The following is a 13,486-nucleotide window of genomic DNA, read 5'->3' as shown; positions in this document are numbered from 1 at the left end:
TCGCGGAGACGCGGACCTTGGGCCTAGGGCCCTAGGTCCCTCAGGGATAACCTGACCAGGAAAGACGCGGTGCCATCGCTGGTTCCGGCGGTGGACCGTCGGCCCGAGAGGTGACCTATGAGTCACGCGATCCTGCTTGCTGATCCGGCCGGGCGGTACATCGACGCCGGCGTCATCCAGATCTCCGTCACCAATGCCGTGATCATCGGGCTGATGATCGTCGTCTTCGTCCTGGCGCTGGTGCTGCCCTTCCCCGGCCGGCACCGCGACCGCTCGGAGCGCGACCGATGACCGCCACGCAGGCTGGTGGCCCGCCGGCGACGCCGTCGACCAGCTGGACGGCGCGGACCCGCGAGCGTCTCGCGCGCACGGTCCCCGCGGGACAGGTGCTGCCCGACCGGCAGCCCGCCTACATGTCGTCGTGGATCTACGTGTTCGGCGTGCTGACGCTGGCCGCGCTGCTCGTCGTGATCGGCTCGGGCGTGCTGCTGGCGGTCGGGGGCTCCGGCTGGTGGCACGTCTCGTCCGTGGGGCACTTCGTCAACTCGCTGCACCTGTGGAGCGTCGAGCTGTTCTTCGCCTTCATGGTCATCCACCTGTGGGGCAAGTTCTGGATGGCCGCATGGCGCGGCAACCGTGCCCTGACCTGGATGACCGGGGTCCTGGCCTTCCTCGGGTCGATCGGCACCGCGTTCACCGGGTACCTGTCGCAGTCGAACTTCGACTCGCAGTGGATCAGCGGCCAGGCGAAGGACGGGCTGAACTCCGTGGGCGTCGGCGCGTTCTTCAACGTGCTCAACCCCGGCCAGATGCTCCTGTGGCACGTGGTGCTGCTGCCGCTCGTCTTGGGGGTGATCGTCGTGCTCCACGTGATCCTGGTTCGCCGCCACGGCATCGTGCCGCCGATCGACGCCGACGGAGAGGACGCGTCATGAGCACCGCCACCGACACCCGTCCCGTGCGCCGCGACGTGCGCCGCACGACCCCGGACTCCCACGGGTTCGCGACGCGACCGTACGACCTGGTGAAGGAGTTCGTCGTCGCCTTCGTCGTCGTCGCGCTGCTCACGGTCGTCCTCGCCGCGGTGTTCTCCTCGCCGGACGAGAAGGCGATCACGATGGCCGACTGGGCCGCCGCAGCGCCGAACGACGTCGTCGCGACCGCCGCCGGGGAGCTCGCCGGCACCACGACGAGCGCCTCCTACGGCCCGCCCTACAACACGGCCGGTGACGGCCAGAGCCTCGGACCGCTCAAGCTGCAGAAGTGGGCCGGCGTGCGGATCCCTGTCGACTCGGCCGCCGACCTGGTGCTGACGCCGCTGTCCAAGGTGACCGGCAACACGGACCTGACCGCAGCGCTGACGACGTGGAACGGGGCGACGCCGGACCAGCAGAACACGTGGGCCTCCGCGTACAGCGACGCACTGTCCAAGGCGCCGGACAACGACCCGAAGCAGGTGGCCGACGGTGACTACGGGCCCGTTCCGGCGATCTCCGCGGCGTTCCTCACGCTCGCGCAGACCGGCGGACTCGAGGGTGCCCTGACCTCGTCGGGCAACTTCTACGGCGGGGACCAGACGCGCTCGCTGCTGCTGCTGTCCGACGGTGCGTACCTGGAGGACCAGGCCCGTGCGCGCCATCTCGGTGGCGACCAGTGGGGAATGATGAACGAGACCGGCAACTTCCCTGGTCAGCCGTGGATGTGGCTGTACACGTTCTGGTACCAGGTGCCGCCGTTCTCAACCTCGGACAACGCGGACGCGCTGGTCTGGGGCCTGATGATGCTGCTGACCCTCGGGCTGCTGCTCCTGCCGTTCATCCCGGGGCTGCGGTCGATCCCGCGGTGGATCCCCGTGCACCGGATCATCTGGCGCGACTGGTACCGGGAGCACCCGCGACGGCGGTGAACGCCGGCTGAACCGGCACGCGGAGGTCGACGAGCCTCGACGGGCCTACAGCTCGACCGCTGTGGTCCGCCGGGGCTCGTCCGCGACCTCGGCGTAGGCGGCCGCGAGCAGGGTCGGGTCGGGGCCTTCCAACCGCGTCGGCTTGGCAACGTCCTCCAGCACGACGAACCGCAACCGGTCCCCGCGGGTCTTCTTGTCCCGACGCATCGCGGTGAGCAGCTGCTCCCAGCGGTCGGCGCGGTAGGTGGTCGGCAGGCCGAGCGCCGTGAGGACGGATCGGTGGCGGTCGACGACGTCGTCTCCCAGGCGACCCGCCAGGCGGGCCAGCTCCGCGGCGAACACCATGCCGACGGAGACGGCAGCGCCGTGCCGCCAGCGGTAGCGCTCGACGTGCTCGATCGCGTGCCCGAAGGTGTGTCCGTAGTTCAGGATCTCCCGGAGCCCCGCCTCGCGGAGGTCTTCGCCGACGACCCGGGCCTTGACCGCCACGGCGCGCTCGATCAGGTCGAGGAGCACGTCGGACCCCGCCGCGGCCACGGGGTCGCGGAGCAGCTCGATGTTGGCCTCGACCAGGTCGAGGATGACCGGGTCGGCGATGAACCCCGCCTTGACGATCTCGGCCAGCCCGGCGACGAAGTCGTGCGGGGACATCGACTCGAGCGCCGCCAGGTCGCACAGGACGCCAGCCGGTGGGTGGAACGCGCCCACGAGGTTCTTGCCCTCGGCGGTGTTGATCCCCGTCTTGCCCCCGACGGCGGCGTCCACCATGGCCAGCACGGTCGTGGGCACCTGCACCACGCGGACGCCGCGCAGCCAGGTGGCCGCGACGAACCCTGCAAGGTCCGTCGTCGCTCCCCCGCCGACGCCCACCACGGCGTCCGACCGCGTGAAGCCGGCCTGGCCCAGCACCTGCCAGCAGAACGCCGCGACCTGCGCCGTCTTCGCCTCCTCGGCATCGGGGACCTCGGCGCCGAAGGCCTCGTACCCGTGCTGGCGAAGGTCCGCCAGCACGGCGTCGGCCGTGGTCGCCAGGGCCGCCGGGTGCACGACGAGCACACGCTGCACGTCGGTCCCGAGCAGCCCGGGGAGCGCGCCGAGCAGATGGCGCCCGATCACGACGTCGTACGGGCGCTCCCCCGTCACCGTGACGGTCCTGGCGTCGTTCACGAGCGCTCCTCCTGGGTGACCTGAGTGGTGGCGAGACGCTGCGTCCGCAGCGTCGCGAGCTCCGACTCGATCCGCTCCGCGACCTGCTCCGGTGTCAGCCCGTCGGTCGGCACGACGATCGTGGCGACGTCCTGGTAGACCGGTCGACGCTGGTCCATCAGCTCCTTCCAGCGGGCCCGCGGGTTGCCCAGCAGCAGCGGACGTGACTGGTTGAAGCCGACACGGGGCGCCGCGTGGGCCAGGCTGACGTCGAGGAACACCACGACCCCGCCGCCCGCGCGGTACGCAGCGAGGGCCTCCTGCGTGGCCGGGTGCAGCACCGCGCCCCCGCCCAGCGCCAGCACTCCGTCGTGCTCGGTGAGCGCCCGTGCGACCGCCTCGTGCTCGAGGGCGCGGAACCGCTCCTCGCCGTCCTCGACGAAGATGTCCGACACCGGTTTGCCGGCGGCCGCCTCGACGTCGCTGTCGGTGTCCCGCGCCGCCAGCTGCCAGCGAGACGCCAGGGCGAGACCGACGGTGGTCTTGCCGGCGCCGGGCGGCCCGACGAGGACGACCCGGGGGCCGGAAGAAGCAGCGGTAGGCACGGCTGCAGGGTAGTCGGCGGCGCCTGCGCGTTCTGTCGACCGCCCGGTGGCCGGGTCGCCGGTCAGCGCAGCAGCTCCGGGATCGACGCCACGTACGCCTGGAGGTTGCGTCGCACCTCGACCACCGAGTCGCCGCCCGTCTTCTCCAGCAGCGTGTCGGCGAGCACGAGGGCGACCATCGCCTCGGCCACGACGGCGGCCGGTGGGACCGCGCACACGTCGCTGCGCTGGTGCTGGGCTCGGGCCGGCTCCCCGGTTGCCGTGTCGACCGTGGCAAGCGCGCGCGGCACCGTCGAGATCGGCTTCATGGCGGCGCGCACGCGGAGCACCTCGCCGTTGGACATGCCGCCCTCGATGCCGCCGGCGCGGTTGGTGCGGCGGACGATGCGGCCGTCTGCGTCCCGCTCGATCTCGTCGTGCGCCTGCGAGCCCCGACGGGCAGCGGTGCGGAACCCGTCGCCCACCTCGACACCCTTGATCGCCTGGATGCCCATCAGCGCGGCCGCCAGACGGGCGTCCAGCCGCCGGTCGGCCTCGACGTAGGTGCCCAGTCCGGACGGGAGGCCGTAGGCCAGCACCTCCACGATGCCGCCCAGGGTGTCGCCGTCGTCGTGCGCCTGGTCGATCTCCGCCACCATCGCGGCCGACGTCGCCGCGTCGTGGCAGCGGACCGGGTCGGCGTCCAGGGCGGCGAGGTCGTCGGGCACAGGGAGCGGGCCGTCCTCGGGGACGGCGACGGAGCCGATCCGGACCACGTGCGAGACGAGCCGCACCCCGGCGGCCTGCTCGAGGAACGCCGCGGCGACTGTGCCCAGCGCCACCCGCGTCGCCGTCTCGCGGGCGCTCGCGCGCTCCAGCACCGGACGCGCGTCGTCGAACCCGTACTTGCGCATGCCCACCAGGTCGGCGTGACCCGGTCGGGGCCGGGTCAGCGGGGCGTTGCGGGCGCGGTTGAGCAGCTCGGGGTCGTCCACCGGGTCGGAGGACATCACGTCGACCCACTTGGGCCACTCGGTGTTGCCGATCTCGATGGCCACCGGACCGCCTTGCGTGAGCCCGTGCCGGACTCCCCCGAGCAGGTGGACCTCGTCCTGCTCGAACTTCATGCGCGCGCCCCGGCCGTAGCCGAGGCGGCGGCGGGCCAGCGCCGCCTGGACGTCTGCCGACCGGAGCTCCACCCCGGCCGGCATGCCCTCGAGGATGCCGACAAGCGCCTCGCCGTGGGACTCGCCGGAGGTCAGCCAACGCAGCATGGGCGCGATCTTGTCACGGACCAGCGACGACGACGGCGCCCGCCCGGTCGTCGGACCGGACGGGCGCCGTCGTGCGCTTCGCGGCGGGGGCTACTTGCCGCCGACCGGGTTGAGCGGGTTCTTGCCGGGTACGGCGCCGGGGAGCGCCGGGGTCGCCGTCGGTGCCGGGGTGGCGGCCGCGGCGGTGTCGGGTAGCGCGAACAGGAAACCGCTGACCACCAGCTCCTGGTCCCCGACCGACGTCTTCGGCTTGCCTCCCGAGGCGGGCGAGTCCTGCTGGCCGGTGCCCGTGAAGCCGGAAACCAGGAAGAGCCGCGGTGTCGCCGTCTGCAGGTCGGAAAGGAACGCCAGCGTGTTGTCGTAAGAGCCCAGCACGGTCACCGACATCGGGATGGACGTGAAGCCAGCCGGGATACCGGAGGCTGCCGTACCGCTTGCCGTGCCAGTCGCCGTTCCCGTCGCTGCGCCCCCGGCGCTCGAGCCGTCGGCAGGGGCTGTCGGCGCCGGCGTCGCGGAGCCGCTGGCCGCAGGGGTCGGCGTCGCGGCCGGGACCGCTGGCGTCTTCGCCACCACCGCTGTGGGCGTACCCGGGGTCACTGTCGTCACCGTGACTGCGTGCGCAGCAGCGATGGTGTCGAGCTGGCGCAGGTAGTCGGAGAGCTGCGCAGTGCTGGGGATCTGCTTGCGCACCTCACCGAGCTGCTTCTTGTAGTCGTCGAGCTTTGCGAAGTCCGCCTTCAGCTTGGCCACCTTGAGGGCCAATGCGTCGTTCTGCGACTTCACCTGAACGGTCTGTGCCCGGACGTCCGACGCCGCGCTGAGCGTCGGGTTGATGGCAAGGAACCACGAGGCGACCACGATGACGACCGAACCGAACACGGTCGCGCCGATCCAGGAGCCCTTCTTCGCGCCGGCCACGTCAGCCCACCTTCTTCGTCGCGTCGAACCGGTGCGTGTAGGCAGCGGCGGTCACCTGCACCGTGACCGTGACGTTGTAGTACGTCGTCTTGTTCGCGCTCTGCGAGATGGTGGCGCTCGAGGCCCAGGCGTCAGCGAAGCCGGGAACGCCGTTGAGCGCGTCCAGCCAGGCTGCGGTGTTGGGGACTGTCGTCGAACGTCCGGTGAACTGGACCTGGCCGACCGAGGCCGGCTGCAGGGGGTTCGGGGCGGTTCCGGTCGGGGCGGTGCCAGAGGCAGATTGCGAGGTCATCACAAGGGACTCGATGCTGACGTCGGCCGGTAGCACGGCGGTGATGGCGGCGTAGTACGAGGACCACGACACATCCGTCGCCATGCCGAGCGCGCGCGCCGTCGTGACGTTCTGCAAGGCCCCGAGGACGCGCGGCACCTCCGCGTACTTCTGCTGCTCCGTCTGGAGGCGCTGCGTCTCTGCCTGGGCCGTCGAGAGCTCGTCGTCGGCCGCCATCTTGGCGAACTTCGCGAGCGCGAACACGGCGGCGCAGAGGACGAGGACGAGTACCAGCGCCATCGCGAGCCAACGCTTGAGGTTCCGCAGGCCGCGCGCGGCGCGCACCTCCGGCGGGAGCAGGTTGACCTGCGGCAGACCACCGACGATGGTCTGGGGCCCCTTCTTCGCCCGGGGCGGGTCGGCGAGCGCGGTCATGCGGCCACTCCGTACGCGAGTCCGATGGGCAGCGCGAGGAGCGACTCGCGCCCTGCGAGGGTCTGCCGGTTCAACAACTTGCCCGGTCGCAGGGGTGCGACGGGATCACCCAGGTTCACGGGCAGCCGGCTGGCACTGGAGAGGTACTGACCCAGGCCGGGCAGGTGGGAGCCTCCGCCGCTGAGGACCACGACGTCGATGCCGGCGCCCGGGTTGTTGCCGGAGTAGTACACGAAGGTGTTGCGGATCGCTTCCACCAGGGAGCGCACCACCGAGGTGATCGCCTCGGCTGCAGGCGCCTGCTCTGGGGGCGGCGCGTACCCGATGCCGATCTCCCGCTTGATCCGCTCGGCGTCCGGGCCTGAGACGGACAGCGCGCTCGCCACGGCGTTGGTCACGTTCTGACCGCCGGACGGCAGGCTGCGGACGAGCCGCGGTGCTCCGTTGGCAGCGACCACCACCGTGGTCACCGTGGCTCCGACGTCGACGAACGCGACCGTGGCTCGCGCAAGGTCACCATGGGCGAGCGAGCGAAGCAGTGCGAAGCCGTTCAGATCGACCATCAGCGGACGGAGACCCGCGCCCTCGACCGCCACGACGTTCGCGGTGACGGTGTCGCGCTGTGCCGCCACGAGCATCCCGTGCACGGTGCGACCCTGCGGCCCGTCGTACTCCGACACCGGGAAGTAGTCGAGCAGGGCTTCGTCGGAGGACATCGGCAGCATCTCCGACACCTGGAACGGAAGTGACGCCTTGAGCTGCGCAAGCGGCATCCAGGGCAGGTCGAGGTCGCGGACCAGCACGCGCTGGTTCCCGACTCCGAGCACCACGTCCTTCGACTCGAACTTCGTGTCCTGCCAGAGCTGGCGCAGCGCCGCAGACACCGTCTCCGGCTGCACCACCTCACCGTCACGGACGGCGCCGACGGGCAGCGCCACCTCCCCCAGCCGGTGCAGGGTCGGCGCGACCTTGCCCGTCCGGGCGCCGCCGCCGAACTCGAGCTCGGCGGCCCGGACGGCGGACGAGCCGATGTCCAGTCCGATGACGCGGGTGCTGGCCACGAGGATCCCTTCGTCCGCTGGCAGTGGTTCTCCCGACCTATCGGTGCCGTCGCTCGACGACTTGAGTGCCGTCGCAGGATCAGTGGCCAGTGGAGTCCTGAACCGCGGTCACAGGAGGGTGAGGTACCACCCGAGCACGGGACCGCCCGCCACGACGCCGGCGAAGGCGCCCAGGATCATCCACGGTCCGAACGGCACGCCGGACTTGCGGTTGGCGCGCCGGGTGACCAGTAGCCCGATGGCGAACGCGCCGCCGAGCAGGAAGGCGGCGAACCAGCCGAACGCCAGTGCGCCCCAGCCGAACCACCCCAGGTACATACCGAGGACACCCGCCAGCTTGACGTCTCCGAACCCCATGCCGGCGGGGTAGACGAGCACGATCGCGAAGTACACGACGAACAGAACCGCCGCGCCGATCGCAGCCCTCAGCAGTGCCGGCCAGTCGCTCACGCCACCGGGATTCCAGGACGCCAACGCGAGCAGTGCGCCGGCGACGAGGTACGACGGCAGGACGATGGCGTCCGGGAGCCGGTGCACGTCCAGGTCGATCAGGGCCAGCGCGATGCCGACGGCGACGAGATAGAGGACGGCCGGGAGTGTCCAAGACAGGCCGACCAGCCAGGTGGCCAGGGCGAACGCGAGGCCCGTACCGGCTTCGACGAGCGGGTACCGGCGGGCGATCGGCTCACCACAGTCGCGGCACCGTCCGCGCAGCACCAGCCATGACAGGACCGGGACGTTGTCTCGCGCCCGGATCTGATGGCCGCAGCGGGGGCAGGCGCTGGGCGGGCTGACGATCGACTCGCCACGAGGCACGCGCCAGACGACGACGTTGAGGAACGAGCCGATGAGCAGGCCGAACAGGCCGACGACGACGGCCGCGGTCGCATCCAGGACGCCGGCGGAGACGCCGTACTCAGCGGGCACGACGGGTCCTCAGGATGACGTCTCCCGCTTCGCCACGATGTCCGCCGAGTAGGACATCGAGTTGATGTTCTGGATGCCGGTGACCGGTACGAGGCTGTAGGTGAGGTTCATCTGGTTGTTGATCTCAGCCGTGCACGCACTGAAGATCTGTCCCTGGATGTTGCTGGTGCCCGACGACGAATAGAATTGGTTCGGAGTGTAGAACAGCGCTCGGATGTTGTTGGTGCTGCGGACGTCCACCGCATTGTTGATGTTGATCCCGATCTTGGAGCACTGGGGTGTCTGGTAATCCTGGATGAAGTACAGGTTCTTGATCGGCCCGGCCGTCCCCGCAAAATTGGGGCTGCCCGTGAAGTTGAAGGCAGTGCCGTTCGCGGCACCGGTTCCCTTCGCGAAGATCGCCACGTCCTTGTTGAGATACATGACGTGACCGTTGACGTTGGTGAAGTCCACCGTGCAGCTGTCCGGCATCCGCACAAGGGTGTTCTGCGTCAACGTCGGGCCGTTGTGATACAGCCAGTACCCCAGCGACTGCGGGTTGTTGAAGTCCGCGACGCACGTCGAGAAGTTGATCTGGACGAATCCCGCACCGCCGGGGACGGAGACGGGGTCCGTCCACTGTGCGGCCGTGATCTGCGGGAAGCCGATGCTCGGCGGTGGGTTCGGTGCGGAGTTCGAGTTGCACTTCGCGTTAGGGCAGATGTTGCCCGTGACGGTGCCGTACGCCCATGCCTTCCCGTCGAACTCCTGGTTGGAGTTCTGGCCGAGACGGTCGAGCGCGATGTTGCCGTGGGACGAGGTGATGCTGCCCAGCAGTGTGATGCCATTCGTCGTCGACGTCACGTTGCCTACAGCCGCGATGTTGCCCGCGATGTAGTCGCAGGTGTTCTCCAGGGTCACCGTGGTCTGCGCGTAGATGGAACCGTAGACCTCGCCCCGACAGTCCACGTACCCGTTGGAGTAGACGTCGCCGTTGTTGGTGCCGTTCTCGCCGTAGATGTGCGTGTTGTTGTTGGTGATCTCCACGCCTGTGTTGCCGAAGATCGCCTGCTTCATGCTGACGTTCAGGTGCAGGTTGATGATGGTCTCGAAGTGTCGGACCGCCGCGGGCTGGTTCTGCAGCGGGGTGGACTTCGACGTCGCCTGCACTGCTGCTGTCTGCGCCTGGGCCGCGCCGCTGGCCACGTCGGAGCAGTTGGTGATCTGCGTGCCGTCGGCCCGGAAGTAGGTGACCGTCGACGTGATGGTCAGCGGGTCGGGACCGACGCGAGTGGTGAAGGCAGGGATGGTCCCGCAGAGTGTGCCGTTCGTGAGGGAGCTGATGGACGCGTGGTCGATCTGGGAGACGAGGTTGTCGACCTGACCTTCGGCGCTCGCGATGGACACGGCCCGTTGACGCTCTCGACCGGACAGCCCGGTCTCGCGAAGGGCAAGAACCACGACAGTGGCGACGACGGCCGTGACCATCATGACAACGGCGACGGCGACGACCATCGCGATCCCCGAGTCACGCTTGCTGGCGGTTGGGGCCTTCGGAGAGATCTCTGCGCGGACCATGGTCACGGCGTCCAATTCTCGGCGGGGACGGGATTGCACCGTCCGGTGTCGTACCCGTAGCTCGTGTTGCGTCCCGAGATCGACGACGCGATGGAGACGTTGACGCGCCGGTCGGAGTCGTAGGACTGCAGGGTGACGTCGAGGAGGCGGCGGTCGTAGGGAGTGGTTGCGCCCTCGAGCGTGAAGGGGAGGTTGGCGGGGTCGAGCGTCAAGCCGCGTGCGACCGTGCGCCATGCTGTCACGTCGTTCGTGGACGACCACGACGGGTCCCAGTTGCGGGTGCGGAGAATGGAGTTGCCGTTCCCCCCCGGCGCCGACTGGAGAACCTGCCACTGCACGCACCGGGGTATCCCGTTCGTCTGCGTGAAGATGCGCATGCAGCTGCCGCGATCGGAGCCGTCAGCCGCCTTCACGCACGACGGCACTCCCGTCGGCTCGTCCTTGGGGCTGAACAGGACGTTGCCGGAGCGCATCTGCTTGCTGATGTCCGACAGCCCGGACCGGATCTCGCTCTGTGCGTCCGCCCGGCGGAACGCGCCGTTGCTGGCCGTCATGAGCGAGATCACGGCACCCATCACCAGGGCGATGACGACACCGAAGATCGTCATCGAGACGATCAGCTCGACGAGGGTGGTGCCCTTGTCGCGTCGCGCGCGGCCGCGGTGCTCAGCCAACGGGAGCCGCCTGGTAAGCCGAGGTCGCCGAGACTCCGCCGACCTCCATGTCGACCTGGTACGTGCCATCCGGTGTCGTCACAAGGAACGTTCCCGTGATCGAGCCACTCTTCTGGGTCGACACGCACGCGGATGCGGCGCAGTCCGCGGGCCCACTGGCAGTGGAGGAGGCGGCCGTGATGGTGAGGCTTCCGGTGATCGTCATCGTCCCGGCGGTGATCGCCGGGTAGGTGGGCGTAGGCCCCGTCCCCCACGTCCACGTGCCTGCGGTGGAGGCAGACAGCGTGACCGGGGATGCGTACGAGGATCCGTTCCAGAGCGTGAGAACCCCGGACCGGCTCGGCGCCGTGGCGGTGGCGGAGGCCCCGGCCTCGGACACGGCGAACTCCTTGAGCGTCGAGATCTGCCAGAGACCGGAGCTACCGACCACGGGTGCGAACGTCAGCTGCCCGACGGATCGCGTCACCGACGTGTGCGCGCAACCGGGTGCCGCCGCGCCGCAGATTCCCGATGTCGACGCGCCGACGACGTTCGCGGCTCCCGCCGATCCGGAGATTGCCGAGGCACTCAGCAGTGCGTTCGACGAGAGTGTCGCCGTGGCGTTGCCCGGACCGGAGACAGTCGCCGTGCTGCACGGCCGTAGCGCGCCGGAGGGGCCTGTGGCTATCGACACCGTCCCGGTCGCGGTGGGCACGGTGCAGAGCAAGCTGCCCGCAGCGATGTCGCCGTTGAGTGTTGTGCTCGACGACGAGGCCGTCAGGGAGGCGGGGGCCGGGCTCAGCGACCCGCCGCTGATGGTGAAGGTCTGGGAGTAGCTCCGCGCGCTGCTGGAGGTGGGGTCACTGTTCGCCTGGAGCACCTTGCTGGTCGCTACACCTGAGCCGGCGGCGTCCTGAGCGCCCGCTCCGACGCCCGTCGACATCAGCGCCACGGTCTGCTCGACCTCGAGGCTGCTCGCGACAGCTGGCAGGGTGAGGCTCCCGACGAGCGGGCCGACCGTCGACGTGGCGGGGTCGTACTGCGTCACGTTCAACTGCATGGCGTCCGACCCTCCTCGCCCGGAGAACGCAGCCTGGCACGGGCCGGAGAACGGGTGCAGCGTGGTCACCAGGCAACCGGCCGGGGAGAAGTCTGTGGATCGCTCGACCGAGTAGGCCGTGCCGGACCGGTACTTCGTCCAGCTCGCGATAGCGGTGAGGTTGTACGCGTTGGTGGTCGCGGATCGCGTCACGTACTGCCGGATGGTGTAGGTCGTGTTGCCCTGGACGATCGTGCGCTGGCACGGCGACTGGTTGTTCACGACGAGGGCCTCAGCCGGGACGTTCAGAAGCGTGGCCGTCGGTGTGAAGGTCTGCGACGGCGCTACGCCGGAGACGTAGTTCGACGTGGAGGCGAGGCCAAGTGACGTGTTGCATCCGCCTGCCGCGGTCGCTGTGACCGTCGCGTAGGGCAGGGCCCGAAGGGACTCGAGAGCCTCGGTGGCAAGGGCGGACCCCGATTGCCGCTGTCGGGCCTGGGCGAGGGTTCCGAGCGCGGAGATTATGAGGCCCAGGACGGCGGTCATGACGGCGACGACGATGAACATGGCCAGCAGGACTTCGATGAGCGTGAAGCCCTCGGCGGCCTTCAGCCGTCTCTCGACTCGCGCGCTACGCACGTCGGCCCTCCGGTGACTCGGTCTGGTCATGCCCTTGCGCCTGCGGGGCGGGAGCGTCGAGCCCCCGCCCCACAGGGCACTGCAACGAGGTCAGCAGCCGGCAGGTGCCGTCTTCGAGAGGCCGTTCTGCGTGTAGTACCAGGCCTGTGCGCCCGCAACCGAAGCGGACGGGTCCACACCGACGCAGAAGTTCGTTCCGTCAGTGATGTGGCCCGCGATCGTGGTGTTCTTGCCGGACAGGTTGCCATTAGTGACTGCAGTACCTGCGCTGTCCGCCAGGTTCCACACGTTCGGTGTGCCGGCGGTGGTGCTGAGCGCCAGGGCGAGAGTGCCATCGACGTAGTAGGCGGCGATCTCCTTGCCGATGGTGGAGACGTCCGCCTTGGCGGCGGTCTCGGCCGCCTTCTTGCGCTGGTTCAGGAACACGGGGATGGCGATGGCGGCCAGGATCCCGATGATGATCATGACGACGAGGAGCTCGATCAGGGTGAAGCCCTGGTCCTTCTCCTGCATGGACTTGCGGATACGAGTGATCACGTCGACTCCCAAATTCGGCTCAGCGGAGATGACTGGGGTTTAAGCCCCTTCTGCGGGGGTGGGCGAAACCGCCGCACCCCCGCAGCGGAGGATCAGGCGCAGGCGCCCTTCTGAAGACCGTTCTGGGTGTAGCTCCAGATTGCAGCGCCGGCGACCGAGGGCGACGGGTCAACCTGGACGCAGAACGAGGTGCCACTCGCGATGCCGGCGGTCGCCCCGGCAGCGGCGGTGTTCTTGCTGGTGAGGTTGCCGCTCGTCACGACGGTGGCGCCGTCCTTGAGGGTCCAGACGTTCGGGGTACCGACCGTCGTGCCCAGAGTCAGTGCGTTCGTGCCGTCGACGTAGTAGGCGGCGATCTCCTTGCCGATGGTGGAGACGTCCGCCTTGGCGGCGGTCTCGGCCGCCTTCTTGCGCTGGTTCAGGAACACGGGGATGGCGATGGCGGCCAGGATCCCGATGATGATCATGACGACGAGGAGCTCGATCAGGGTGAAGCCCTGGTCCTTCTCCTGCATGGACTTGCGGATACGAGCGATCAC

At 69.4% G+C, this 13,486-nt stretch carries 15 protein-coding genes; 3 read left to right on the top strand and 12 right to left on the bottom strand.

The annotated features are described in order from the left end of the window. Window positions 1-117: 117 nt before the first annotated feature. Genes QMF98_RS09185 through QMF98_RS09175 form a run of 3 tightly spaced genes read left to right on the top strand, consistent with a single transcriptional unit; the run spans window position 118 to window position 1,906 of the window. The gene (locus tag QMF98_RS09185; protein ID WP_337972793.1) at window positions 118-291 is read left to right on the top strand and encodes a hypothetical protein; all 174 of its coding nucleotides are present in this window, start codon (window positions 118-120) and stop codon (window positions 289-291) included. Further along, window positions 288-935 (top strand): cytochrome b N-terminal domain-containing protein, encoded by a 648-nt coding sequence (locus QMF98_RS09180; protein WP_337972792.1) that lies wholly within the window; start codon window positions 288-290, stop codon window positions 933-935. Before QMF98_RS09185 ends, QMF98_RS09180 begins: the two co-directional genes overlap by 4 nt. Next, window positions 932-1,906 carry a hypothetical protein gene (locus tag QMF98_RS09175; RefSeq protein WP_337972791.1) on the top strand — a complete coding sequence of 325 codons (975 nt, stop codon included), beginning with the start codon at window positions 932-934 and terminating at the stop codon, window positions 1,904-1,906. Before QMF98_RS09180 ends, QMF98_RS09175 begins: the two co-directional genes overlap by 4 nt. 45 nt (window positions 1,907-1,951) lie before the next feature. Here QMF98_RS09175 and aroB read toward each other — a convergent pair whose 3' ends face one another. The 12 genes from aroB to QMF98_RS09115 form a co-directional block, all read right to left on the bottom strand. Then, window positions 1,952-3,073 (bottom strand): 3-dehydroquinate synthase, encoded by a 1,122-nt coding sequence (gene aroB / locus QMF98_RS09170; RefSeq protein WP_337972790.1) that lies wholly within the window; start codon window positions 3,071-3,073, stop codon window positions 1,952-1,954. Next, entirely contained in the window at window positions 3,070-3,657 is a 588-nt protein-coding gene (locus tag QMF98_RS09165) for a shikimate kinase (RefSeq protein WP_337972789.1), read from the bottom strand. Before QMF98_RS09165 ends, aroB begins: the two co-directional genes overlap by 4 nt. 62 nt (window positions 3,658-3,719) lie before the next feature. Next, window positions 3,720-4,910: a chorismate synthase gene (gene aroC, locus QMF98_RS09160; protein WP_337972788.1), complete on the bottom strand. Its 1,191-nt coding sequence runs from the start codon at window positions 4,908-4,910 to the stop codon at window positions 3,720-3,722. A gap of 90 nt (window positions 4,911-5,000) precedes the next feature. Then, window positions 5,001-5,828, bottom strand: coding sequence for a hypothetical protein (locus tag QMF98_RS09155; protein ID WP_337972787.1), 828 nt, complete (start codon window positions 5,826-5,828; stop codon window positions 5,001-5,003). Window position 5,829: 1 nt separating this feature from the next. Beyond that, a complete protein-coding gene (locus tag QMF98_RS09150) occupies window positions 5,830-6,534 on the bottom strand; it encodes a PilN domain-containing protein (protein ID WP_337972786.1) in 705 nt (234 codons plus the stop codon). Further along, complete coding sequence (gene pilM / locus QMF98_RS09145; RefSeq protein ID WP_337972785.1) at window positions 6,531-7,595, bottom strand: type IV pilus assembly protein PilM; 1,065 nt, start codon at window positions 7,593-7,595, stop codon at window positions 6,531-6,533. The genes QMF98_RS09150 and pilM overlap by 4 nt, the downstream gene beginning before the upstream one ends. Window positions 7,596-7,703: 108 nt before the next feature. Next, window positions 7,704-8,522: a prepilin peptidase gene (locus QMF98_RS09140; protein WP_337972784.1), complete on the bottom strand. Its 819-nt coding sequence runs from the start codon at window positions 8,520-8,522 to the stop codon at window positions 7,704-7,706. A 9-nt stretch (window positions 8,523-8,531) separates the two neighbouring features. Beyond that, the gene (locus QMF98_RS09135; protein ID WP_337972783.1) at window positions 8,532-9,908 is read right to left on the bottom strand and encodes a hypothetical protein; all 1,377 of its coding nucleotides are present in this window, start codon (window positions 9,906-9,908) and stop codon (window positions 8,532-8,534) included. A 173-nt stretch (window positions 9,909-10,081) separates the two neighbouring features. Further along, window positions 10,082-10,753 (bottom strand): PilW family protein, encoded by a 672-nt coding sequence (locus QMF98_RS09130; protein ID WP_337972782.1) that lies wholly within the window; start codon window positions 10,751-10,753, stop codon window positions 10,082-10,084. After that, window positions 10,746-12,410, bottom strand: a complete 1,665-nt coding sequence (locus QMF98_RS09125) for a PilV family protein (RefSeq protein WP_337972781.1) — start codon at window positions 12,408-12,410, stop codon at window positions 10,746-10,748. The genes QMF98_RS09130 and QMF98_RS09125 overlap by 8 nt, the downstream gene beginning before the upstream one ends. A 90-nt stretch (window positions 12,411-12,500) precedes the next feature. Further along, complete coding sequence (locus QMF98_RS09120) at window positions 12,501-12,947, bottom strand: type II secretion system protein (RefSeq protein WP_337972780.1); 447 nt, start codon at window positions 12,945-12,947, stop codon at window positions 12,501-12,503. A gap of 92 nt (window positions 12,948-13,039) precedes the next feature. Beyond that, window positions 13,040-13,486: a type II secretion system protein gene (locus tag QMF98_RS09115; RefSeq protein ID WP_337972779.1), complete on the bottom strand. Its 447-nt coding sequence runs from the start codon at window positions 13,484-13,486 to the stop codon at window positions 13,040-13,042.

Source organism: Cellulomonas sp. NTE-D12, from assembly GCF_027923705.1.
Lineage (GTDB): Bacteria > Actinomycetota > Actinomycetes > Actinomycetales > Cellulomonadaceae > Cellulomonas.
The sequence above is the reverse complement of the archived record's forward strand: the minus strand, read 5'-3'. Positions and strand labels throughout refer to the sequence as shown.